The organism is Actinopolymorpha singaporensis, from assembly GCF_900104745.1.
Classification (GTDB): domain Bacteria; phylum Actinomycetota; class Actinomycetes; order Propionibacteriales; family Actinopolymorphaceae; genus Actinopolymorpha; species Actinopolymorpha singaporensis.
The window spans coordinates 4,597,951-4,621,464 of record NZ_LT629732.1; the positions used below are offsets into that span (position 1 = coordinate 4,597,951).

Here is a 23,514-nt window from a genome sequence, read left to right on the forward strand (position 1 = left end):
GTTCGGGTCAGCGGTGCAGGTCTGCCGGGCGGGCGGTGACGCCCTCGATGTCGTCGGCGGCGGCGTGCAGCAGCCGGTGCGCGAGCTCGGACAGCGCACGCGCGACCGCCAGCTCGTCGCCGATCTCCGGCACGCTCGGATCCGCCGGATTACGGCGGGCCCGGCCGGCGCCGGACAGGTGCGTCCGGTCACCGGAGACCAGCCGGGCCTCCGCGCGGGTCTGGCCGTCGTGCTCGTCGATGAAGATGTCGACGTTCCAGTGCTTGGTGACTTGTGCGGTCTCGGTCATCGTGGTCTCCTGCGACTCCTGGCCCCTGTCAGGCCGTGGTTGACACGCGCCCCTTCCCTCGCAGTCCAGCCCGACCTGGTGCGAGCCGGACAGGGGCGTTCGGCCGTACGGTCCGACCCTTTGGTCACGGTCGGCGAACCGCCCGGACCAACTGCGCACGCCGAGCCCGCTGAGCAAGCCAGGAACAAGCAGGAGGCCGCGAAAGCCGGAAGGGGCAAGCGGGAAAGGCCACGAAGGCCGAGGGCATGACGGCCGGCAGGACGCCGAGAGGAACAGGTGCGGCCCGTGCGCGCGGGCCGCACCTGCCGCATCGGACGCCCCCCGGAGCCGATGCGGGTCCCCCCATCCCCCTCAGCCGGTGCGCTGCACCGGAATCGCGCGCGCCTCCGGGCGTTTCTGGCTCACAGGCATCCGAACCTCGAGGATGCCGTCGGTGTAGCGCGCACTGACCTCGGACTCGTCGGCTCCCTCGGGCAGGGCGAGCCGGCGGGTGAACTTTCCGTAACGGAACTCGGTGCGTCCGCGCTCGCGCTTCTCCTCCTGGCGCTCGGCGTGGATCACCAGCATGCCGTTGTCGATCTGGAGGTCGATGTCCTTGTCGGGGTCCAGTCCCGGGAGTTCCGCCCGGGCGACGAAGGTGCCGTCCTCGTCGATGAACTCCTCCACGCGGATCCCCCGCATCCCCGCGGTTGCCGGCCAGTTGGTCCAGGTCAGCGATTCGGGAAGGTTCTCCGCCCAGTCCAGCAGGTCTGGCAGCGAACGGCGTTCGCGCCGGACCTCGGGTGTCCCACCTGTCATACCGATCGCCTCCTCAGTCGTACATCAGCCCATCACCGCGGGCCCCGCGCCCAGCAGGGTCCACCGGCCCGGGAGTGGGGGTCCTTCGCCCGAACGGTCCCGATGTCCGGTAATTCGGTCACTCGGCCGCCATGCGCGCCGCGGCCACCGCGGCCTGGCCGTAGCTCACGCCGCTGTCGTCAGTGGGCACCTGCTCGGGCAGGAGAACCTCGAAGCCCTCCCGGCCAAGGGCGTCCACGACGGCGCTCGTGAGCAGCCGGTTGGTGAAGGTGCTGCCGGCCAGGCACACCGTCCGCACGCCGGCCTCTCTCCCCGCGTCCTTGCACAGGGCGACGGTCACCGCGACGAGCGTGGCGTGGAACGCCGCGGCGAGCCGTCCGACGGACACGCCGTCGGCCACTCCCGACAGCACCGCGGCCAGGGTGACCGCCGGGTCGTACACCCGCACTTCGTCGGCGGTGACGATCCGCCACGGGAGCTCCTCCTCCCGCCGGCCCCGAGCGGCGGTTTCCAGGACGGTCGCGGCCTCGCCCTCGTACGCGGCGTCCTCGCGCAGTCCCAGCAGTCCGGCCACCGCGTCCAGCAGGCGGGCGGCGCTGGACGCCGGCGGGCTGTTCACCCCGCCGGTGACCATCCGTCGTACGGTCTCCAGTTCCCGCGCGGACAGCCGTTCGGTGCGGGCGGCGATCAGGTCCGGGTCGATCGGCGCGCCGCCGAGGCGTTCACCGGCGAGGAGATAGCCCAGTGCGGTCCGGAGGGGGGTGCGGGCAGCCAGCTCTCCTCCGGGAAGCGGGGCGCGACCGAACCGCCCGGCCCGGCGGTAGCCACGCAGGTCGGCGACCAGGACCTCACCGCCCCACAGCGTGCCGTCGTCCCCGAGTCCCGGGCCGTCGTAGGCGACGCCGAGGAAGGTTCCGGTCACCCCGTGCTCGGCGGCACAGGCCGCGACGTGCGCGTGGTGGTGCTGTACGGCGATCCGCCGGTCCCGCGGCCAGCGCCTGGCGTACTGGCTGGCGAGGTAACCCGGGTTCAGGTCGTGCGCCACCGTCGTGGGAGTGCCGCCGACCAGCGGAACGAGCCGGCTCAGCTCCCGTTCGAAGGCGTCCAGCTTCGCCGGACTCGTCAGGTCACCCAGCTGTTCACCGACGTACGCCCGCGAATCGCCTGCCACCGTGCAGGTGTGGGACAGTTGCGCGCCGACCGCAAGCACAGGTTGACGGGCCGGGACCGGCAGCCGGACCGCGCCGGGTACGAGCCCCCGGCCGCGGCGCAGGACCGCGGGCCGACCGCGCAGGACCCACAGAACCGAGTCCCTGGTCCGGGTACGGACAGGCAGGTCGTGGCCGAGGAACCCGTCGGCCAGTCCGGCCAGCCGGGCCGGGGCGTCGGCGTCGTCGACCACCACCGGCTCCTCGGCGGGGTGTGCGCCGGTCACCACCAGCGGACGGTCCAGGTCGTGCACGAGCAGCGCCTGCAACGGCGTGGAGGGCAGCGCCAGCCCCACGTGGTCCGAGCCTGCGCTGACTCCGGCGGCGATCGGCAGCCGGCTGCGCCGCAGCGGGGCGAGCACCACCGGCCGGGACGGTGAGACCAGCAGGTCCAGCTCGGCGGAGGCCAGGTCGGCGACCGCCCTGGCCACCGACAGGTCCGGGGCCAGCACAGTGAGCGGACGGGTCCACCGGTGGGTCCGCGAGCGCAGCCGGGCCACCGCCCGCGGAGCCGTCGCGTCACAGACCAGCTGGTAGCCGCCGGGCCCCTTCACCGCGACCACGCCGCCGGCCGCGACGGTCTCCACGGCGGCCGCCAGCGCCTCGGCGTCGGAGAGGCGGTCACCCGAGCGACCGGCCCAGAGCCTGCCGCCCGTGTCGCCCCATCCGCTGCCGTCACCACTTGGTGCGGTACGCCAGGTGAGGTGCGGACCGCAGTCGGGACAGGCCGGCGCCGGTGCGTGGTGACGCCGTCCGGCCGGGTCCTCGCGTTCGGCCGCACAGGCGGCACACAGTGCGAACCCGGCCAGGGCGGTGCCCGCCCGGTCGTCGGGTCCTTCGCCGTGGGCGGGGAACATTCCGTCCGGTGGCAGCTCGGCCAGCAGAGAGTGCCGTGGGCCGCAGTGCCGGCAGGACAGGAACGGGTAGCGGTACCGCCGGTCGGCCGGGTCGAACAGCTCACGAAGGCAGGCGGGGCAGACAGCGCGATCGGCCCAGGGCGGCAGCTCACCGGCCGGTTCGGTGCCGGAGGACGGCAGGCCGTGGCGGCTGGTGCGGCCGGCACCGGAGGTGGAGGTACCCACGTGACCGCCCGCCACCGGCGGGTCCACGTCGTCGAACAGCACCCGAAAGCCCGTACCCGGGTGCGGCGTCATCCCTTCCAGCTCCACGACGTCCACCAGGCTCACCCGGGCCGGCCGCGGTGCCTGCGTGCTGACCCGGTGGACGAACTCCGTCAGCGCGGCCGGTGGGCCAGCCACCTCGACCACCACCTGGTCGCGCACCGTCCGCGCCGTACCGTCGAGCCCGCACTCGCCCGCGACCAGGCTCAGGTGCCGGCGCAGCCCCACGCCCACCACGGAGCCCGCGACCAGCACACGCTGCGCCTGCCGGGCCGGTAGCTCACTTTCGGGGACGGGGCGTGTGATCGCCCCGCTCATCGCCGCCCACCGTCACGGGTGCACAACGCCGGTCCGGCCATGGTCTCCCCCTCGTTCCCCGTCGCCCCGCAGTTTCGCCCAGCAGTTCGCCCGGCACTTCCACCCGGCAGCCGCCGGACAGCTCGCGCTGTCGGACCGTCGTCCTCACATCACCTGGTCGGCGGACCGACGTGGCGTCGGTACCGCCTCTCCACGGGGATACCCAAGCCGCAGCACCATCTGCGGATGGTCCAGCCCCGGCGCCGCACTGCGCAGGCGCCCCCTCTCGGTGAGCTCCTCGATCGGTGCGTTGAGGAAGGATGCCGCCACGCCGTGCTGGCCCGCGGTGAGGAGGACCCGCTCCAACGCCATCCCTGCTCGTACCCAGTCCTTGTGGCCGTCACCGGGGGTGGACAGGACGGCGAGGGTCGGCCGGTGCTCGAAGATCGCCACGTCGCGGGGGCCGGCGTGCCGATGCGGGTCCAGGTCGCGGACCGGAGCCCGGGAGTCGGCCGACCGGGGCCCGAGGGCGCCGACCGGGATGCCGTCCGCGCTGTCCCGCGTGCCGATCCAGGGCTCCATCTCCTTCTCCAGGGGCTCGTCGGCCTCCTGGGCCTGCTCGGCCTCGATCACCAGGTGGCGTACCCGCTCGACCTCGCTGGAGGTGAGCACCCGGATGAAGCCGCCCTCGGCCTCCGCAGCCTCCTCCAGCCGGGTCACCAGCGAGAACGGCAACCGCCAGTCCCGGTAGGGCCCGCGGTTGGTGTGCCGCTCGGAGATCATGTCGTACCGGGCGAGGTCGTCGGCGGCGATGGGCCGGCGGATGCCGAAGTGGACGACCGCCGCGAGGAACGGGGTCTGCGGCCGCGGCTGGGCCTGCACCCACGCGTCATGGCCGACGTACCGGACCCCCAGAAGCGCGTTGTACGCCGCCGCTCCGCACGAGATCGCCATGAACCGGCCCTCGGGGTCGGCCGTGGTGAGCTGGCGCGCCGGGTCCGCCCAGATCTCCAGCAGGTCGTCGCCGAAGCTGAACCGCCACGGCTGGGTGTTGAGAACCGACGGTGCCCGCACGGCGGCGTCCACTACCAACCGCTCCGCGCGGTCGGTCAGAACGTGGCGTCGAGGCATGCTTCGAGCGTTGCGGCAACGCCGATCCGGCCCCAGAGTCCTCGGCACCTGCGCCCGCAGGCCAAAGACCCGGGAGCCGCACCGGCCGGCTCGACGCCGCTCATGCCTCCTGGAAGTCCAGGGTGCTCTGCGTGTTGTGGACCACCGCGCGCACCGCGTCCTCGAGCTCCTCGGCGTCGCGGGCTTCGAGGTCTGCCTCCAGCAGCGGCAGGACGATCTCGTCCTCGACGGTGAAGTGCAGGCGGGCCACGGCGTACAGCCCGTACAGCGCCTGTCGTACCTGGCGCCACGCGTGGTCCTCGCCGAGCGGCAGGGCACGCCGCGCCTCGTCCAGGTCGGCGGCCAACCGCTCGATCTCGGCGTGGTGGGCACGAAGGACGTCAATCGGGGTGGCAGTCTCGGCGGCCACGGTCAGGGCGGGGTAGAGGATCTCGTCCTCGACCGAGATGTACGGCACCAGATCGTTCACGAAGAAGGTCACGTGACCGGTGATCCGGTCCCACAACTCCAACATCGTGGCGTCGTCCATCCAGGCGGCAGTCGCCTGCAGAGCCTCCACCTCGGTGCCAAGCTCCATGTGTCGACTGCGCAGCCACGTCAACTCAGCCATACTTCCTCCCAGCAACATCCCGTTAGATCTCTCTCAGGATGTGCTGTGGACAACCGCCCGCGCGCTGGGCGATGGTCCCGGCCGGAACGACGATGGTCCCCGCGGAGCTGACGATGGTCCCGGCTCGGGCGGAATCCCCGTCCTGCGGTGGCTGGATGTGCATCCACCACGACACGGAGTGTTGTGATCCCGGTCTCGATCCGGGTCCGCGGCGTCAGGGAGCCGGATGGACGACCGCGATCGGGCCGACGCCTCCCGCTGCACCCCCGGGCTGACCGAGCCGAGGAGGGTGCCGGCCAGGGCGTGGCGCCCGCGGGTGCCCACGACGAGGAGGCGCGCTCGCGCGGACTCCTCGACCAGTCCGTCCACCGGCCGGCCGTGTACATCGGGGTACTTCTCCCGCCACCCGGCCAGGGCCTCCGCGAGGGCCCTCGCGGGCTCCTCCGCGTCCGATACGGCATCCGACGTGGAGCAGAGCACAGCCCGCAGGCCGACGCCGTGCCGGGCGGCCTGTACGAAGGCGAACGCCAGCACGGTGTCGGAAAGGTCGGTTCCGTCCACGCCCACCACGACCCGGGCGCCCGGTGGACCGCCCGGGCCGCGCACCACCACGACCGGGCAGTGGGACCCCGGCGCTGCAGGAGCCGAGGACTCCCCCGCCCGCCATCCCCGGCCGCAAGTGCCGACGACCACCAGAGCAGCGGCGCCGCGTAGTCGCCGGGCGGATACGCCGCCGACGCGATCGGCATCTGGCACGCGTGCACCACCCGTAGCGCCGCGTCGCGGGGTCCAGCCCTCGGCCGCGGCCCAGCGCAGAGCCTGGACGCCGCCCGGACGTCCGTCCACGCCGACGGCCACCGGCCGACCACCGCTGAGGCTCTCGACGGAGCCTTCAGGACAGCCTGCAGGCAGGCCCTCGGTCAGCCGCTCGCGCACCTTGTCAACTGCGCCTTGCCTACAGCTCCTACCGCGCCTGCCAACTGTGCCTTGCCTACTGCGGAGGCGGGCCGACCGCGCGTTCCTTCCGGCTGCGTTCCACGGCGAACACGGCCGCTTCCGTACGGCGTTCCATGCCCAGTTTGCGCAGCATGCCCGACACGTAGTTCTTCACTGTCTTCTCGGCCAGGAACATGGTCTGGGCGATCTGCCGGTTCGTCATGCCGGCTGCGATCAGGTCGAGGATGCGCCGCTCCTGGTCGGTCAGCGCCGCGTACCGGGGGTCCTCCTGGTCGGGGCCTCGGCGCAGGCGTTCCAGCACAGCGGCGGTCAGCGCCGGGTCGACCATCGACTCCCCCGTCGACAGCCGGCGGACCGCGCCCACCAGGTCGTTACCGCTCACCTGCTTGAGCAGGTAGCCGGCGGCACCGGCCATGATCGCGTCGAAGAGCGCCTCGTCGTCGGAGAAGGACGTCAGCATCAGGCACGCCGGTGGAGGCTCCATCGAGGAGCGGATGTCCCGGCAGACGGTCACCCCGTCACCGTCAGGAAGCCGGACGTCGAGAACCGCCACGTCGGGGCGAAGCGCGGGCACCCGGGCGCGTGCCTGCGCGGCAGTGGACGCCTCGCCCACCACCTCGATGTCGTCCTCCTCCTCCAGCAGCTGGCGCAGCCCGAGCCGGACCACCTCGTGGTCGTCCAACAGGAAGACCTTGATGGTCATCCGGTTCCTCTCTCCCCTGGTGCGGTCACCAGCGCTGTCCCCCAGTGTTCAGCGGGGTGTACACCTCGGTGCCCACCCCGTTCGGCCGGTAGTCGCTGCGGCCGTGGCCCGCCGACGAGGTCGCGTCCGCACACCGGCACCACCGCGACGGGGGACGCCAGCCCGCGCAGCAGTCCGGGCCCGAGAACCCTTGCCAGACTGGCGGGCGGCGGCGGCTCCGCGACCTCCCCGGTGACGCCGGAGGACGTCACGACCGGTGCGCCTACCCCGATCCCGGTGTTCTCATCCCCGGGCCTACCCACCACGAGCAGGTCGGCATCCTGCGCTGCCGCCGACAGCGACTCACAACCTGCCGGTGAGGACAGGGCGAACGCCGCCAACGGGACTTCGCGGACCTCGCCGCCCCAGGCGAGAGCCTCCTCCGCGGCGAACCGGCGTACCTCCTCAGCGGACCGCCCACCCTCGGCGGCCACCACGACGCGGCCCGCGACCCCCCGGCGCGAGCCGCGTCGTTGGCGACGCGGCCGCCGTGTCAACCCGCGCTTGCGGGCTGGTACGGCGACCACCGGGCACGGCCCGAAGGCCCCACCCCACTGGCCGAACGAGGCGACGAGCTCCGCCGCCTGCCGGCCCTCCCCCCGGACACCGACGACCAGGAACTCCGGGTCCCGCACCGCCCCCAGCAGGACCTGCGCGACCGACCCCTCCTGCACCCAGGGCACCGCACGTACGCCGGGAGCGGCGGCCGCCGCCTGGCGGACACCGTCCCTCGCGGTCCGCCAGGCACGGTTTCGGGCCGCGCAGTGGAGTTCGTTGTCGCCACGTGGGCCGTCGCCACCGGTCTGGTAGGCGTGACACACGACGAGGGGGAGCCGGCGTGCCCTTGCGGCCAACGCCGCCCAGCCCACCGCACCATGGGCCGAGGCTCCCTCGCTCGCTCCGACGACAACAGCGCCCGTGGGCGCACCACCAGGTCCGATCATCAGCACCTTTCCGCAACCCCCCGAGTCCCCCGGCCGGAGACTCAGCCGCAACCCTTCCGTGCCACACAAAGGGCGGGCAGGGCACAAAGTCCCGATCAGGCGGGTACTTCCCCGCGGCCGGTCGCGTGCCGGTACGCCCGGGCAGGACCTTCGCCTCTGCGCGTGGCCGTGACCGAGGCGGCAACGTGGAGACACCGAGCGGGCGCGACCGGTCCCGAAGTTCGGTGTGTCTGGCGTGTTCCGAGGCGTTCCGGCCGCCTGTTCGATGGCATGGATGTCCGGTGTCACGGATGAGGAGCAGATGTTCGACAGCAAGGGGTTGGAGGTGCTCCCGCCCACGGAGTGTCTGCGGCTGCTCGGCCAGGCGCCGATCGGGAGGATCGTCTTCACCGAGCAGGCGCTGCCGGCGGTCCAACCGGTCCACTACGCACTGGACGGCGACTCCGTCGTGATCCGTACGACCGTGGGCTCCAAACTGGCCGCCGCGGCGCGGAACTCGATCGTGGCCTTCGAGGTGGACCAGATCGACGCGGGTCACCAGGTGGGCTGGAGCGTCACCGTCGTCGGGCACGCGGAGATGGTCACCGAGGCCAAGGAGATCGACCGGCTCGCGGGACTCCCCCTCCAGTCGTGGTCACCGTCCGAACCGACCCACTTCATCCGGGTCCGGATGGAGATGGTCCGTGGCCGCCGGCTCGTGCCGCCCACGGCGGCGCAGACACAGGAGCCGGCGCCGGAGACAGCCTGAACACCTGGCCGGCCGCTCAGTGCAACCAGGGATTGCGGCGTACGACCGGAACGTTCGCCCAGGCCCGCCCGACCCCCCACACCTCACCGGCCGCAGTGCCCGCGCACACCATCAGCGCCACGACCGCCAGGAGACCGGGAACGACCCAGCCACCGGAGCCGGCCACTCCCAGCACCAACGCCCCGCCCACCAGTGCGGCACCCCGCAGGCACACGCCGAGCAGGACCGCCGCGGCGACCACGGCCAGTCCGGCGAGCACGGCGACCCGGAACCAACCGGGCTCCCCTACCCAGCCCACATGATTCGGGGCGATCCCCTCCGGGTATCGGCTGGCGAGGGTGTCCTCCACGAGCATCCAGACACACAGAGCGCCGGTCGCCAGACGGAGCACGGCGAGCCAGCGCCCCGCGCCGGTCCCCGGCCGCGGCCGCGGCCGGGAGGTGGCAATGGGGATCAGCCGCGAGCCCGCTCGGTGGCCGGGTCGCGCCGGGGCGAGGGCCCGATCGGCCCACCGCTGCGCCCCACCGTGCGTCTCGTGCCCCCCGCGCACGCCGTGTCCGAGCTGCCCGGCCCGGCCTCCGCGCGGCCGGCCTCCGTGGCCTGGCCGACTCGGCGCCGGCCGAGTGACGGCTCCAGCCGTACGTACGGACTCCACGGGGAAGTCCCGGGTTCGTTGCCGGGGAATGGCCGGCCGTGCGGCGTCCCCACCGGAAGCGGACATGGCCCCTCCTTCGGCCCGTGGGCGGTACACGACAGGACAACTCTGGGAAAGTCCGGGTCTGTGTGGCCGGAGCCCAAGGTCACAGGAAACGCGCCGATGGTCCCCCGGCAGGTCCGGTGACCGGTCCGATCAAGGCCCTGATGCGACGGAGTTCGCGGGTAGCCTTGGCGATAGAACACCGCGGGAAATCGAGTGTTTCATCATTTCCGGACAATCCAGGCCCGAGAAGAGAGTACCGGCGGAGCAATTTTGCGCTCACGCCGGTTCTCCTACGGCAATTTGCTCCGAAGCCGAGTTGCCGCGCCGGTCCGTGGATATATCCGAACCGACACGATCGCGTACGCGGTTCGGGTCGCCCAGGGCTTTTTGTCCGTCAGATTGCCGAACAGGCCGTCGGCAAGGCTGTTCGCCGGTTTCCCCGCCGGATTCGGTGACGGACAAGGCCACGCACTCGTGCCGTAGTGACCGACGTCGCGAAATGCGGGCGTGGTCTAGCCTGAGATGTGGCTTCAGCGGGAGGAGGCTCGATGGACACGGAGACGACGCCGGGTCCTGAGCGACCCATGGAAGTCCAGTCCGCACAGGACCTGTTGCTGCCGGACCTCAGCAGGCTTCGGCTGGAGACCCTGCTGCGCGAACTCGTCGACCGCGCGGACCAGCTGGTCGAGAACGAACGCCGCGTGCACCGCCTTCTGGACGCTGTCGTCTCCGTGGCGAGCAATCTCTCCCTCCCCGAGGTTCTGGAACGAATCGTGCGTTCGGCCTGCGATCTGGTGAGCGCACGTTACGGCGCGCTCGGTGTGATCGGTCCCGACCGCACCCTCAGCGAGTTCACCTACACCGGCTTCACCGAGGAGATGCGCCGCAACATCGGCCACCTGCCGACCGGCAAGGGAATCCTCGGCCTTCTCATCAACGAGCCCCACCCCATTCGGCTGCACGATCTTTCCCGGCACCCGAACTCCTCCGGCTTTCCGCCCAACCACCCGCCGATGAGGTCATTCCTCGGCGTTCCGGTCATGGTGCGCGGAGAGGCGTTCGGCAACCTTTATCTGACCGAGAAGCAAGGCGGCGGTGACTTCACCGACGAGGACGAGGAAGTCGTCGTCGCACTCGCCGCGGCGGCCGGGATCGCGATCGAGAACGCCAGCCTGTACGACATGTCCCGGCGGCGCGAGGCCTGGCTCATCGCGTCCACCGAGATCACCGCCCACCTGCTGTCCGGCGCGTCGCTCGGGGAGACCCTGGACCTGATCGTCGAGCGGGCCCGCGCGGTGGCCAGCGCCGAGCTGGCGATGCTCGCACTGGTCGACGAAGAGGGCGGCGACCTGGTGCTGGAGGCGGTGGCCGGCCCGCAGGCCGACCGGTTGCGCAACGAACGGGTCTCCACCGTCGGCACCCCGATTGGTGACGTCCTGCTCACCAGCCGGCCCTATGTCTACGACGGCGACGCGGCCTCGCTCGGGTGGGACGGCGGCGGTGGCCGCACGGCGCAGCTCAAGGGCGGCTCGATGCTGTTCGTCCCGCTCGCCTCCGGCCCGCACATGCTGGGCGTGCTGATCGTCACCCGGCCCGACGGCCAGGCCGGCTTCGACTCCACCGACATGCACATGGTGACGACGTTCGCCGGGCACGCGGCGCTGGCGCTGGAGTTCGCCCGGGCGCAGGAGGACCGCGGCCGGCTGGCGGTGTTCGAGGACCGCGACCGGATCGCCCGCGACCTGCACGACCACGTGATCCAGCGGCTGTTCGCGGTCGGCCTGGGGCTGCAGGGCATCTCCCGCCAGGTGGTGCGCGTCGACCTCGCCGACCGGGTGAGCGGGTATGTCCGCGACCTCGACACCACCATCCAGGAGATCCGTCGGACCATCTTCTCCCTGCAGGAACGCGCGGGTGACCGGCGCAGCCTGCGCGGTCAGGTGCTGGAGATCGCCCAGGACGCCGCCTCCTCGCTGGGGTTCGAACCGCGGGTGGCGCTGGAGGGGCCGCTGGACTCCGCAGTGCCCGACAGCCTGCGCCCGGAGGTTCTGGCCACCCTGCGCGAGGCGCTGGCCAACGTCGTACGCCACGCTCACGCCAGCCACGCCGACGTCCTGATCCAGGCCGACGTGGGACACCGGATGTTCCAGCTGCACGTCACCGACAACGGTGTGGGCATCCCCGAAGACCCGCCGCGCCGCAGCGGCCTCACGAACATGGCCGAGCGGGCCCGCCGATGCGGCGGCCACCTCACGGTGGAGCCGGGGGCCCAGGGCGGAACGGTGCTCATCTGGCAGGTGCCGCTCAAGCAGTGACACCCTGCCTCCCGCCGGGTGGCGGGATGATCACCACCGGGCAGACGGCTGCCCGCGCGCACTCCTGGGCCACCTCACCCAGAAGCAGGCCGCGGTGCCGGCCGGTTCCCTCCGCGCCGACCACCAGCAGCTCGGCGTCCTCCGACGCCATGATCAGCACCTGCTCCGGCGTACCCTCCTCCACCTGACCCTCGGCGTCGACCCGGCTTTCCCGCAGTTGGTTCACCTGCTCCCACAGGTCGCCCACGGTGTCCCCCACCGACCGAGCCCGGTAGCGACGGGACTCCACCGTGAGTACCGAGCCCACCACCGGCTCCCGGACGTGCAGCAGGACCAGCCGGGCGCCCCGCCGGGCACACTCCTCCGCGGCCCAGTCCACAGCCGCCTCCGCCGAGGCCGAGCCGTCCACGCCGACCACCACGAACGGGCGGCCGTCGGAGGAGCCGACGGCCGCCGGAGTGGTCTGCACCGCCGGCCCATTCTCGAGCCGGGACTCGGCCCCGGGCCGGGACTCGCGCCGGGGCGCCGGGACTGCCGTGGTTTCGCTCATGGTCGTCCTCCCACACAGGAGGGGGTCCCCCGCGCCACCACCCTCCCGCGGGATGCGGGCGGCCACTCAGAGCCCTAGTGCCCCACCGGGGCACGCCGATGGTCGAGATGGTCGCCGGGCGCATGTCCGCTCAGAGCGCGGACCGGTCGCGGTCCGGTAACGAAACTGCGGCCCCCGTAACGGTTCGGCCAAAACTCACATCGCGATGGGACGCTCACCGACCGTCGTTCGGATCCGGAGCAACACTGTCCACGTTGGGAAACGGTTTGCGGGCGGTTGTACCCTTCGCCCGGTGCCCTGCGAGATGGACGCCCCGCAGGAAGGGGTGCCTGATTTCTCACTCAGCACAACAGGCCTTACCGTGTTCCAGTTCAATCAGCTCGACATTGTTGTGTCCGCGTTGCGCGCGCATGCCCCGCATGCGCCGGCGCTCGCCGGCACCGCAATGCCCCCAAGGAGGTGACAAGGCCGTATGTTCGCTTCACGGAACGGCCAACGTCGATACCGGCATTGGGCGGCCGTGAGTGGTTTGTGCGTCCTCGCCCTGGTAGCTGCCGCGTGCAGCCAGGGCACAACGCCTTCTGCTCCGACGACCACTGCGGCCGGAAAGCCCGTCAAGGGCGGCACGCTCAACATGTTGGGCTCCGGCGACGTTGACTACATGGATCCCAACGTCAGCTACTACTCCATCGGCTACCTCGGCCTGCGGATGTGGAGCCGGCAGCTGTTCACCTACCCCGCCGAGAACGGCAAGGTGACGACGTCCGTGCCCGACCTGGCGGAGGAGATTCCGACCGCCGACAACAAGGGCATCAGCGCCGACGGCAAGACCTACACGATCTCCATTCGCCAGGGCGCGCAGTGGAACAGCTCCCCCGCACGGCAGGTGACCGCCGCCGACATGGTCCGGGGCGTCAAGCGCACCTGCAACCCCGTCCAGCCCTTCGGTGGCATCCCGAACTTCGCCGACCTGATCGTCGGCTACCAGAAGTTCTGTGACGGTTTCGCCAAGGTCGGTCAGAAGCCCGCCGACATGGCGAAGTACATCAACGACACCCCGCTCCCGGGTGTCGTCGCCAAGGACGAGCGCACGGTGGTCTTCAAGCTGAACCACCCGGCGACCTACTTCGTGGACATGCTGACGCTGCCGGCGTTCTCCCCGGCGCCGAAGGAGTTCCTGAAGTACGCCCCGGCCAGCCTCGACCTCGCCAAGAACACGCTGTCGAACGGTCCGTACGCCATCAAGACGTACTCGCCGACCAAGCAGATCGTGTTCGAGCGCAACCCCGCCTGGAAGGCCTCCAGCGACCCGGTGCGCAAGGCCTACGTCGACAAGATCGTCGTCAACCAGACGGTCAGCCAGGAGTCCACGCAGCAGCAGCTGCAGACGGGCAGCCCGAGTGCGGACATGGAGTGGGACAACTTCCCGCCGCCGTCGCAGCTGCCGCAGCTGATCGCCAAGAAGGACCCGAACCTCAACCTCGGTGAGACCGGTTCGTCGAACCCGTACATCGTGTTCAACACGGTGTCGCCGAGCAACAACGGCGCCCTGAAGAAGCCCGAGGTCCGGCAGGCGCTGGCGTACGCGATCAACCGCGCCAACATCATCCAGGCGCTCGGTGGGCCGAAGGTCAACCCGCCGCTCACCCACGTCCTGCCGAGCAGCATCGTCGGCAGCAAGGACTTCGACCCGTACCCGCACAACGTGGCCAAGGCGAAGCAGCTGCTGGCCAAGGCGGGCTACAAGAACGGTCTGACGCTGAAGTTCGTGTACCGCAACGCCTCCGAGGGCAGCCGCAAGACGTTCGCGACTGTGCAGCAGGACCTCAAGGCGATCGGTGTCAACGTCAAGGGTGTCGCGGTTCCCAACGCCGACTTCTACACGAAGTACATGCAGGCGCCGAGCGTGACAAAGCGCGGTGTCTGGGACGTCTCCCTGGCCGGATGGGGTTCGGACTGGTACGGCAACGCCGCACTGTCCTTCTTCGCCCCGCTGTTCTCCGGCAAGCCGTCGTTCCCGCCGGTCGGGAGCAACTTCGGCTTCTACGAGAACCCCGCGGTCAACAAGCTCATCACGCAGGCCTCCACCGCCAAGGAGGAGTCCACCGCGGGGAGCCTGTGGGCGCAGGCCGACCAGCAGGTCATGAAGGACGCGCCGTTCTTCCCGATCACCAACCCGGTGCAGGCCAACTACCACGCATCGCAGACGAAGAACACCGTCTACCTTCCGTCCTTGCAGAACTTCGACCCGACCAACATCTGGTTGGAGCAGGGCAAGCAGGGCGGCTGACCCCCACGGAGGAGGGCGCCCGGCCGGGCCGGCCGGTGCGCCCTCCTTCGCCTGATGGAGATTCCCGTGGTCGACAACATCGACAACTCCGCCAACGCCGCGCCGGACACCCTCCGAGCCGGCACCTCCCCGCTGCTTTCCGTCCAGGACCTGAAGGTGTCGTTCAGGACATCGGACGGTGTCGTACAGGCCGTACGCGGCGTGTCGTTCGACGTGGAGCGCGGCAAGACCCTCGCCATCGTCGGCGAGTCCGGTTCGGGCAAGAGTGTCTCCACCCAGACCGTCGTGGGCCTCACCCGGGGCGCGAAGGTCAGCGGACGGGCGCTCTTCGAGGGCCGTGACCTGCTCACCATGAGCAAGGAGGACCTGCGACAGGTCCGTGGCGCGAAGATCGGCATGATCTTCCAGGACTCCCAGTCCAGTCTTCACCCCTACTACCGCGTCGGCTGGCAGATCAGCGAGATGATCCGCGCCCACGACCGGTCGATCTCGAAGTCCGCGGCACGCGAACGCTCGATCGAGCTGTTGCGCCGGGTCGGCATCCCCAAGCCCGACCGCCGCGTCGACGACTACCCCCACCAGTTCTCCGGCGGCATGCGCCAGCGCGCGATGATCGCGATGGCGATGGCGCTGGATCCCGTGCTTCTGGTCGCCGACGAGCCCACCACCGCCCTCGACGTCACCGTCCAGGCGCAGGTGCTGGAGGTCATGGCCGACCTGCAGGCGGAGTTCGGCACCGCACTGATCATGATCACCCACGACCTCGGCGTGGTGGCCGACGTCGCCGACGAGGTGGCGGTGATGTACGCCGGGCGCATCATGGAACGCACCACCCGGCGGGAGCTGTTCTACCACCACCACCACCCCTACACCGAGGGTCTGCTCGGCTCGCTGCCGGCCGAGAGCGGGGAGCGGCGCCGGCTACGGCCCATCGCGGGCAGTCCGCCGAGCCTGATCAGTCCCCCGTCCGGCTGTCCCTTCCACCCGCGGTGCCCGTACGCCTTCGACCAGTGCCGGTCGGAGACCCCGCCGCTGCGCGAGGTCTTCGGCGACCGGGCGCACCACAGTGCGTGCTGGTTGCCGACCGACGAGGCCGGTCGCGGCGAGGCGCGGGCGGCCCTAACGTCCAGCACGACGAGCACCAGGTGAGGCGATCGGTGAACGCCAGCGACACATCGAACAGCACGCCGAAGGCCCCCGCCACCGCCCGCGGAGGCACCGACCACGACGTGCTTCTGGAGGTCGAGAACCTCCAGAAGTGGTTCCCGGTCTCCTCCGACCGGCTGTTCCGGCGCGGCAAGGAGCACGTGCAGGCCGTCGACGGAGTCGACCTGCAGGTGCGGGCGGGTGAGACGCTCGGCCTGGTCGGTGAGACCGGCTGCGGAAAGTCGACCCTCGCGCGCTGCATGACGCGGCTGTACGACGTGACGTCGGGCCGGGTGACCTTCGACGGCACCGACATCACCTCCCTGTCGCGGCGGGAGTTGCGGCCGCTGCGCCGGGAGATCCAGATGATCTTCCAGGACCCGTACGGCTCGCTGAACCCCCGGCGCCGGGTCGGCTCGATCATCGGTGACCCGTTCGCCATCCACGGAGTGGGCAAGGGAGCCGAGCGCAAGCGCAAGGTCCAGGAGCTGATGGAGCTCGTCGGCCTCAATCCCGAGCACTACAACCGGTTCCCCGCGGAGTTCTCCGGCGGCCAGCGCCAGCGCATCGGTGTGGCCCGGGCGCTGGCGATGCGGCCCAAGCTGATCGTGTGTGACGAGCCGGTCTCCGCGCTGGACGTCTCCATCCAGGCGCAGATCATCAACCTGCTGGCCGACCTGCAGCAGGAGTTCAACCTGACCTACGTCTTCATCGCCCACGACCTGTCGGTGGTGCGCCACGTCAGTGACCGGATCGCGGTGATGTACCTCGGCAAGGTGGTCGAGGTCGCGGAGGCCGACGCCCTGCACGAGGCGCCACGCCACCCCTACACCAACGCGCTGCTGTCGGCGGTTCCGCTGGCCGACCCGGACCTTTCGGACCGGCGCGAGCGGATCATCCTGCGCGGCGACGTACCCTCGCCGCTCAACCCGCCGACCGGCTGCCGGTTCCACCCGCGCTGCCCGAAGGCCGCCGACACGTGCGCCGCCGAGGTGCCGCCGTTGATCAGCCGGCTGAACGACGGTCCGGACCACCTCGCCGCCTGCCACTTCCCGGTGGAGATCGGCGAGAACCTCGTCGAGGCACGGCCAACGATCGCCGCGGAGCGCACCGAGTTCGCTCCTGAGCTGGTGAACGGAGACCAGTCGTGAGCACCACCGAGACCCCGTACGACCTGGAGACCGAGCAGCCCAAGAGCTCGATCGAGGGCCGCAGTCCCTGGCGGCTGGCCTGGGAACGCCTGCGCCGCGACCGGGTGGCGCTGATCTCCTTCGTGGTCATCCTGCTGATCGTCGCGATCGCGGTCTTCGCGCCGGTGGTGGCGGCGATCACCGGCCATGGCGTGAACACGCAGTACCGCGCCAACGGCCTGACCCCCGACGGCATGCCCAAGGCGCCGAGCGGTGAGTTCTGGTTCGGCACCGACGACCTGGGCCGCGACATCCTGGTCCGGATCGCCTACGGGGCCCGGATCTCCCTGCTGGTCGGCGTCGTGGCGACGCTGCTGACCGTGGCCATCGGCGTGGTGGTCGGGCTCGCGGCCGGCTACTTCGGCGGGATCATCGACACCATCCTCGCCCGGTTGGTCGATGTCGTCCTGTCCTTCCCGTTCCTGCTGTTCGCCCTCGCCCTGGTGTCCATCACCGGGCCGAGCCTGAAGGTCGTGATCATCGCGATCAGTGCGTTCAGCTGGGCCTCGGTGGCCCGGATCGTGCGCGGCCAGGTGCTGTCGTTGCGAGAACGCGAGTTCGTCGAGGCGGCCAGGTCGCTCGGCGCGAGCGACAGCCGGATCATGTTCGTGGACGTGCTCCCGAACGTCATGGCACCGGTGATCGTCTACACCACGTTGCTCATCCCCACGGTGATCGTCGTGGAGGCGACGCTGTCGTTCCTCGGTCTGGGTGTGCCCGCGCCCACCCCGACGTGGGGCGGCATGCTGAACGAGGCGATCAACTACTACCAGGTCGCCTGGTGGTTCATCGTCTTCCCCGGACTCGCGCTGCTCATCACCACGCTGGCGTTCAACCTGCTCGGTGACGGCGTACGCGACGCCTTCGACCCGGGATCGGACCGACTTCTCAACGCACAAACGGAATCGGAAAAGGGTGAGTGACGGTGGCCCGTTTCCTCGTCAAGCGGATCCTGCACGGCGCGTTGGTGCTGTTGCTCATCACCATGGGCGTGTTCGCCATCTTCTTCGTGGCGCCCAACAACGTCGCCCGCACCCTTGCCGGCCGGCAGGCCACGCCGGAGACCGTGAAGCTCATCGAGCAGCGGCTGGGTCTGGACCAACCGGTCTGGAAGCAGTACCTCGACTTCTTGTGGAAGGCCCTGCACGGCGACCTCGGCTTCGACTACTACCACCAGGTGCCGGTGACGCAGATCATCGGCGACGCGCTGCCGGCCACCATCGGGCTGGCCCTCGGCGCGGCGGTCATCTGGATGCTGCTCGGGGTGTTCAACGGCATCGTGGCGGCGGTCCGGCCGCGGTCGATCGCGGACCGGGGCATGACCGGTTTCGCGTTGTTCTTCTACTCGATGCCGACGTTCCTGCTGGGTCTGCTGCTCCTGTACTTCCTGTACTTCCAGCTCACCCTCGCCGGATACCCGATCTTCCCGGCGGGCGGCTACGTACCCATATCGCAGAACCCGCTGGACTGGGCGCGCCACCTGGTGCTCCCCTGGCTCACCCTGGCGCTGGTCCTGGCCGCGACGTACACCCGGTTGACCCGCGGTTCGATGCTGGACGTGCTCGGTGAGGACTACATCCGCACCGCGCGGTCCAAGGGCATCTCCGAACGCCGGGTCGTCTACCTTCACGGCCTGCGCAGCGCGCTCACCCCGGTCGTGACGCAGTTCGGCATCGACCTCGGTCAGCTCGTCGGCGGTGTGGTGGTCACCGAGACGGTGTTCAGCATCGACGGCCTGGGCAAGACGGCGATCGACGCGATCAACCAGCAGGACCTGCCGGTGATCATCGGGATCGTCATCTTCGCCGCGGTGGCGGTCATCGTCGCCAACATCCTGGTCGACGTCGCCTACGCCTTCCTCGACCCGCGGGTACGCCTGAACTGACAGACAGACAGCGGAGGCAGGTTGGGCCGGAAGTCCTCGGTCGCGCGGCCGCCGGATTCTTCCTCGCGGGACCCGGATCCGTGCTGCACAAGGTGTTCGCGAGCAGGTTTCGGGATCGGAGCGCACGGGCAGGCGTGCGTGGCCGGACTTCGCGGTCGTCTCCCTCAGCAGGTGTGAGCGGGGATACCGTCGGAGAGGAGCCCGGAGAGAACGACCTGTGAGCAGGTGGGCGATGGACGCGTGGGTCGTGTGGTTGGTAGTGGCGCTGGTTTTCGGTATTGCCGAACTCCTCCGGCTCACGCTCTACCTCGCCCCGATGTCGGGCGCGGCACTGGTGACGGCACTGGTGGCGGCCACGGGCCTCGGGGTGTCGTTCCAGTTCGCGACGTTCGCGCTTGCCGCCCTGCTGCTGGTGGTGTTCGTTCGCCCACTCGCCCAGCACGCGCTGCGAAGGGTCCCGGAGATGCGGTCGGGAACGGCGGCGCTGGTGGGGCGGGAGGCGCTGGTGCTCCGGGAGGTGACCCGGCATGCCGGGCGGGTCCGGATCGGCGGTGAGGTGTGGAGCGCTCGCGCGTACGACTCCACGCTGGTGATTCCTCCCGGCGCCACCGTGGACGTGATCGCGATCGAGGGCGCGACGGCGCTCGTCTATCCGCGTGAGGACCCCTGGTCCGTCTGATCCCCGGCCCGGCCTCGGCAGCCGGGCGGCTACTGGCCCGGGCAGGTCCCAGCGATCGTGGTGCGCAGCGACTCCGCGGCGGTGGCGACGGCCATCGCCGCGGTGGTGATCCCGTCCACCGCGGGCGATGCGGTCGCCTTTGCGCTGCCGACCTGCTTGATCGCGGTGCTCAGGCCGCCCAGGGCGGCCGAGAGCGCGTCCAGCTGCGGCCGCCAGGCCGAGGAGGCGGCGGCCCGCAGGCCCTTCAGGTCGGCGCGGACGGCGTTCAGCTTGCGTTCCACGCCGTTGGTGCCCTCCGCGCGCACGTCGACGTTCTTCAGCGCGACCAGTGAGGACTGCAGCTTCTTCGCCTGCGCGCACACTGCCGCGTTGGCAGTGTCCGCAGGAGACGCCGAGGACGCGGCCTGCGTGGTCGGGCTCGCCGTGGACGACGAGTTCCCCGAGCCGCCGCAGCCGGCGAGGACGACCGCGCAGAGCAGGCCGAGACAGACCAGCGCGGCGAGCATCGCCGCCCGTGGCGTACCGGCCGCGGCCGCGCGTACCGAGGACCTTCGCATGCCGGGCTCCTTCCCCGTGGGCCGAACTGGATCGTTGATACCCAGAGTGCGGCGAGCCGACCCTTTGTGCACCCGGCCACCTCCGGGTCGCGCCCCGTCGCCCGGTCTCGGCGGCGGATCGGATTCTGCGCGAGGATCTGGTCATGAGCCGACAGCCCGGGCAACCCGACCCCACTGACCTGCTCGACGTCGCCGCGTTGCTCACCGACGAGGAGCGGGCGATCCAGGCGACCGTACGCCGCCTGCTGGCCGAGCACGCCGAGCCGTACGCCGGCGAGTGGTTCGAACGCGCGGAGTTCCCGCGGGCGCTCGTGCCCCGGTTCGCCGAGCTGGGCCTGCTCGGCATGCACCTGGACGGCTACGGCTGTGCCGGCACCAACGCCGTTAGCTACGGCCTGGCCTGCCTGGAGCTGGAAGCGGTCGACAGCGCGCTGCGCAGCTTCGTGTCGGTGCAGGGTTCGCTGGCGATGTACGCGTTGTGGCGGTTCGGGTCACCGCGGCAGAAGGAGGAGTGGCTGCCGGCGATGGCCGCCGGCACCGCCATCGGCTGTTTCGGCCTGACCGAACCCGACCACGGCAGCGACCCCGCCGCCATGGCCACCACCGCCCTGCGCACCGACGCCGGCTGGGTGCTGGACGGCACGAAGATGTGGATCACCAACGGCGGCATCGCCGACGTGGCGATCGTGTGGGCTCGTACGGACACCGGCGTACGCGGGTTCTGCGTACCCCGCGGCACGCCTGGGTTCGCCACCCGCGACATGCACCACAAGCTGTCGCTGCGGGCGTCGGTGACCTCGGAGCTGATCCTGTCCGGCTGCGAGGTGCCCGACGAGGCGATCCTTCCCGAGGCCACCGGCCTGCGCGCTCCCCTTGCCTGCCTGAACGAGGCGAGGTTCGGGATCGTGTGGGGCGCCCTCGGCGCGGCCCGGTCCTGCCTCGCGACCGCGGTCGACTACGCGCGTGAGCGCACGCAGTTCGGCCGCCCGGTGGCGGCGTTCCAGCTCACCCAGGAGAAGCTCGTCGAGATGGCGCTGGAGCTCAACAAGGGGATGCTCCTCGCGCTCCACCTCGGCCGCCGCAAGGACGCCGGGCAGCTGCGACCGGACCAGGTGAGCTTCGGCAAGCTCAACAACGTCCGCGCCGCGCTGCAGATCGCCAGGACCGCGCGGACGATCCTGGGCGCGAACGGCATCTCGCTGGAGTACCCCGTCCTGCGGCACGCCAACAACCTGGAGTCGGTCCTCACCTACGAGGGGACCAGCGAGATCCACACCCTGGTCCTCGGTGAGGCGATCACCGGGCTGCCGGCGTTCCGCTGAGGGGCCCGGCGGCCTGGCGGCCGGCCGGACGCGGCTACCAGCGGTCGTGCACCTGCGGGCGGATCAGCTCGTCGTAGACCGCGCGGATCTCGTCGTGCGCACCGGCGGTGAGCCGGGGCAGCTCGGCGGCACCGGCGTTGGACCACACCTGTACGGGATTACGCGCGCCCGGGATGACGACGCTCACCTCCCGCTGGTCGAGGATCCAGCGCAGCGCGACCTGGGCCAGCGACGCCTTGGGCGGCACCAGCGGCTCCAGGCGGGCGGCCGCCTCGACCCCGGTGGCGAAGTCGACACCGGCGAACGTCTCCCCCACGTCGAAGGCCGAGCCGTCGCGGTTGTACGTGCGGTGGTCGTCGTCGCCGAACTGCGTGGAGGCGTCGTACTTGCCCGACAGCAGGCCGCTGGCCAGCGGCACCCGCGCGATGATGCCCACCCCCGCCCGGGCGGCGGCCGGCAGCACCTCCTCCAGCGGCTTGCGCCGGAACGCGTTCAGGATGATCTGGACGGTCGCCACGCCCGGACGCTCGATCGCGGTCATCGCCTCCGCGCAGGTCTCCACGCTCACGCCGTACGCCGCGATCCGCTCCTCGGCCACCAGCGTGTCCAGGGCGTCGTAGACCGCGTCGTTTCCGTAGACCGGCGTCGGCGGGCAGTGCAGCTGCACCAGGTCGAGCCGGTCCACGCCGAGGTTCTCCCGCGAGCGGTCGGTCCAGGCGCGGAAGTTGTCGAGGGTGTAGTGGCTCGGCTCCAGCGGTGCACGCCGGCCCATCTTGGTGGCGACCATGATGTCCGCCTCGGGCCGCTGGCGGAGCAGGCGTCCGATCACCCGTTCGCTGCGGCCGTCGCCGTAGACGTCGGCGCTGTCAATGAACGTCACTCCGGCGTCGACGGCGGCGTTGAGCACCGCGAGCGCCTCGGCCTCGGTGACCTCTCCCCAGTCGCCTCCCAGCTGCCAGGCCCCCAGCCCGACAACTCCCACCTTGCGACCCGTTCGTCCGAGAATACGTTGTTCCACGGGCGAGAGCCTACGGCCCGTCGGGCGTACTCGCAGGTGCGGGAGGGAACCCCCGGCCCCCGCCGAACGTTCTGACGCTCCGCCCGCGATGACCGGGGGCCCGTCGCGCAGGACCTTCGGCACTACGCCCGGTGGTGGCAGCAGACCAGGATCGGGTCGCGAGGGGGGATGGACATGACCGAGACCCAGGCGCAGCCGACCCGATCCGACACCCAGCAGACGACCGCCCGCAAACAGCCGGCCAACAAGCGGGCCCCGCGCGCAACGACCGCTCGGAAGCGGACCGCGGGCCCCGCCATCCCGGGCCAACGCGCACCGCACCCGGAGGAACACCCCACGCCGGGCGCCCGCACCGGCACCGGGAGGGCCACCGCCAAGAAGGCGGCGACCGGGCGAGCGGGCGCCAAGAAGGCCGCGACCACCCGAGCAGGAACGAAGAAGCCCGCGGCCAAGCGAACCACCCGGAAGACCGCGACGACTCGCACCCGCGGTGCCGAGCGGACGGGCCTGTCCGGGCTACCCGGGCTGAGCAGGCTGCCCGAGGTCGCCGGCCGCGCGCACCTTCCCGAGGTGCACGCTCCCAGGAACCTGCCCACCCCGTCGATGCCTTCCATGCCGTCGCTGCCCGAGGTCGGCATCGACGAGAGGACCGGTCGGATGCTGTGGTACGGCGGACTGGCGGCGGTGGCCGCGCTCGGCGTGGTCGACTGGCCGGTGGCCGGCCTGGTCGCGGTCGGCTCGTTCGTCCTCAACCGCCAGCTGCAGGCCACCCGTGAGGAACAGGCACGCGGACGGCGCTCGGTGACCCGGGCACGCTCGCGCACCCGCCCGCAGAGCAGCACCCGCCGGCCGCGTGGCCGGGCACAGACCGGGACGAGCGGCCGCGGACGTACCCGGTCCGCGCAGGGAGCCTGAACGCCCTTCGGCGCGAGGGTGCGAATGCCGCGCGACTCTGGTTTGCTCGGCAGTTCGCACCGGGTTGGGAGTGCGTTCCGCCCGCATTCGGTCAGTGTTGGT

22 protein-coding genes are annotated in these 23,514 nt (G+C 71.0%); 10 read left to right on the forward strand and 12 right to left on the reverse strand.

The window, feature by feature from the left end; genetic code table 11:
• Nucleotides 1-7: 7 nt before the first annotated feature.
• The 8 genes from BLU27_RS20710 to BLU27_RS20745 all read right to left on the reverse strand — a co-directional run bounded on the left by BLU27_RS20710 (nt 8) and on the right by BLU27_RS20745 (nt 8,097).
• Nucleotides 8-289 (reverse strand): DUF1876 domain-containing protein, encoded by a 282-nt coding sequence (locus BLU27_RS20710; RefSeq protein ID WP_092655318.1) that lies wholly within the window; start codon nt 287-289, stop codon nt 8-10.
• A gap of 351 nt (nt 290-640) precedes the next feature.
• Nucleotides 641-1,087 carry an Hsp20/alpha crystallin family protein gene (locus BLU27_RS20715; protein ID WP_092655319.1) on the reverse strand — a complete coding sequence of 149 codons (447 nt, stop codon included), beginning with the start codon at nt 1,085-1,087 and terminating at the stop codon, nt 641-643.
• Nucleotides 1,088-1,205: 118 nt separating this feature from the next.
• Nucleotides 1,206-3,734, reverse strand: a complete 2,529-nt coding sequence (gene hypF / locus BLU27_RS20720) for a carbamoyltransferase HypF (protein ID WP_092655320.1) — start codon at nt 3,732-3,734, stop codon at nt 1,206-1,208.
• A 144-nt stretch (nt 3,735-3,878) separates the two neighbouring features.
• A complete protein-coding gene (locus BLU27_RS20725) occupies nt 3,879-4,844 on the reverse strand; it encodes an Acg family FMN-binding oxidoreductase (protein ID WP_092655321.1) in 966 nt (321 codons plus the stop codon).
• 100 nt (nt 4,845-4,944) lie between these two features.
• The gene (locus tag BLU27_RS20730; protein WP_157728728.1) at nt 4,945-5,454 is read right to left on the reverse strand and encodes a hemerythrin domain-containing protein; all 510 of its coding nucleotides are present in this window, start codon (nt 5,452-5,454) and stop codon (nt 4,945-4,947) included.
• Nucleotides 5,455-5,487: 33 nt separating this feature from the next.
• Nucleotides 5,488-6,390, reverse strand: coding sequence for a universal stress protein (locus BLU27_RS31350; protein WP_092655323.1), 903 nt, complete (start codon nt 6,388-6,390; stop codon nt 5,488-5,490).
• Between the two features lie 55 nt (nt 6,391-6,445).
• Nucleotides 6,446-7,114, reverse strand: a complete 669-nt coding sequence (locus tag BLU27_RS20740; RefSeq protein ID WP_092655324.1) for a response regulator — start codon at nt 7,112-7,114, stop codon at nt 6,446-6,448.
• Nucleotides 7,111-8,097, reverse strand: coding sequence for a universal stress protein (locus tag BLU27_RS20745; protein WP_157728730.1), 987 nt, complete (start codon nt 8,095-8,097; stop codon nt 7,111-7,113). Before BLU27_RS20745 ends, BLU27_RS20740 begins: the two co-directional genes overlap by 4 nt.
• Before the next feature lie 274 nt (nt 8,098-8,371).
• Between BLU27_RS20745 and BLU27_RS20750 the strand changes: the two genes are divergently transcribed.
• Complete coding sequence (locus tag BLU27_RS20750) at nt 8,372-8,845, forward strand: pyridoxamine 5'-phosphate oxidase family protein (RefSeq protein WP_241827537.1); 474 nt, start codon at nt 8,372-8,374, stop codon at nt 8,843-8,845.
• Nucleotides 8,846-8,861: 16 nt separating this feature from the next.
• Here BLU27_RS20750 and BLU27_RS20755 read toward each other — a convergent pair whose 3' ends face one another.
• The gene (locus tag BLU27_RS20755) at nt 8,862-9,236 is read right to left on the reverse strand and encodes a hypothetical protein (protein WP_092655326.1); all 375 of its coding nucleotides are present in this window, start codon (nt 9,234-9,236) and stop codon (nt 8,862-8,864) included.
• An 857-nt stretch (nt 9,237-10,093) separates the two neighbouring features.
• Here BLU27_RS20755 and BLU27_RS20760 point away from each other — a divergent pair.
• Nucleotides 10,094-11,860 (forward strand): GAF domain-containing sensor histidine kinase, encoded by a 1,767-nt coding sequence (locus BLU27_RS20760; RefSeq protein WP_197681506.1) that lies wholly within the window; start codon nt 10,094-10,096, stop codon nt 11,858-11,860.
• Here the strand turns inward: BLU27_RS20760 and BLU27_RS20765 are convergent.
• Nucleotides 11,850-12,410: a universal stress protein gene (locus BLU27_RS20765; protein WP_092655328.1), complete on the reverse strand. Its 561-nt coding sequence runs from the start codon at nt 12,408-12,410 to the stop codon at nt 11,850-11,852. The two genes, BLU27_RS20760 and BLU27_RS20765, sit on opposite strands and share 11 nt — an antisense overlap.
• A gap of 661 nt (nt 12,411-13,071) precedes the next feature.
• On the opposite strand from BLU27_RS20765, the gene BLU27_RS20770 reads away from it, so the two are divergent.
• The 6 genes from BLU27_RS20770 to BLU27_RS20795 all read left to right on the forward strand — a co-directional run bounded on the left by BLU27_RS20770 (nt 13,072) and on the right by BLU27_RS20795 (nt 19,600).
• Nucleotides 13,072-14,700 (forward strand): ABC transporter substrate-binding protein, encoded by a 1,629-nt coding sequence (locus BLU27_RS20770; RefSeq protein ID WP_157728731.1) that lies wholly within the window; start codon nt 13,072-13,074, stop codon nt 14,698-14,700.
• Between the two features lie 54 nt (nt 14,701-14,754).
• Nucleotides 14,755-15,849 (forward strand): ABC transporter ATP-binding protein, encoded by a 1,095-nt coding sequence (locus BLU27_RS20775; RefSeq protein WP_092655330.1) that lies wholly within the window; start codon nt 14,755-14,757, stop codon nt 15,847-15,849.
• An 8-nt stretch (nt 15,850-15,857) separates the two neighbouring features.
• On the forward strand, nt 15,858-16,997 hold the full coding sequence (locus BLU27_RS20780) for an ABC transporter ATP-binding protein (protein WP_092657945.1): 1,140 nt from the start codon (nt 15,858-15,860) through the stop codon (nt 16,995-16,997).
• Nucleotides 16,994-17,959 (forward strand): ABC transporter permease, encoded by a 966-nt coding sequence (locus tag BLU27_RS20785; RefSeq protein WP_092655331.1) that lies wholly within the window; start codon nt 16,994-16,996, stop codon nt 17,957-17,959. Before BLU27_RS20780 ends, BLU27_RS20785 begins: the two co-directional genes overlap by 4 nt.
• A 2-nt stretch (nt 17,960-17,961) precedes the next feature.
• Nucleotides 17,962-18,921, forward strand: a complete 960-nt coding sequence (locus BLU27_RS20790) for an ABC transporter permease (protein ID WP_092657947.1) — start codon at nt 17,962-17,964, stop codon at nt 18,919-18,921.
• 232 nt (nt 18,922-19,153) lie between these two features.
• Nucleotides 19,154-19,600 (forward strand): NfeD family protein, encoded by a 447-nt coding sequence (locus tag BLU27_RS20795; RefSeq protein WP_092655332.1) that lies wholly within the window; start codon nt 19,154-19,156, stop codon nt 19,598-19,600.
• Between the two features lie 29 nt (nt 19,601-19,629).
• On the opposite strand, the gene BLU27_RS20800 is transcribed toward BLU27_RS20795, so the two are convergent.
• Nucleotides 19,630-20,157: a hypothetical protein gene (locus BLU27_RS20800; RefSeq protein ID WP_092655333.1), complete on the reverse strand. Its 528-nt coding sequence runs from the start codon at nt 20,155-20,157 to the stop codon at nt 19,630-19,632.
• 143 nt (nt 20,158-20,300) lie between these two features.
• On the opposite strand from BLU27_RS20800, the gene BLU27_RS20805 reads away from it, so the two are divergent.
• Nucleotides 20,301-21,479 (forward strand): acyl-CoA dehydrogenase family protein, encoded by a 1,179-nt coding sequence (locus BLU27_RS20805; RefSeq protein WP_092655334.1) that lies wholly within the window; start codon nt 20,301-20,303, stop codon nt 21,477-21,479.
• Nucleotides 21,480-21,513: 34 nt separating this feature from the next.
• Here the strand turns inward: BLU27_RS20805 and BLU27_RS20810 are convergent, their stop codons facing one another.
• Nucleotides 21,514-22,497, reverse strand: coding sequence for an aldo/keto reductase (locus tag BLU27_RS20810; protein ID WP_092655335.1), 984 nt, complete (start codon nt 22,495-22,497; stop codon nt 21,514-21,516).
• A gap of 174 nt (nt 22,498-22,671) precedes the next feature.
• On the opposite strand from BLU27_RS20810, the gene BLU27_RS20815 reads away from it, so the two are divergent.
• Nucleotides 22,672-23,412, forward strand: a complete 741-nt coding sequence (locus tag BLU27_RS20815; protein WP_157728732.1) for a hypothetical protein — start codon at nt 22,672-22,674, stop codon at nt 23,410-23,412.
• The last annotated feature ends 102 nt before the right edge of the window (nt 23,413-23,514 follow it).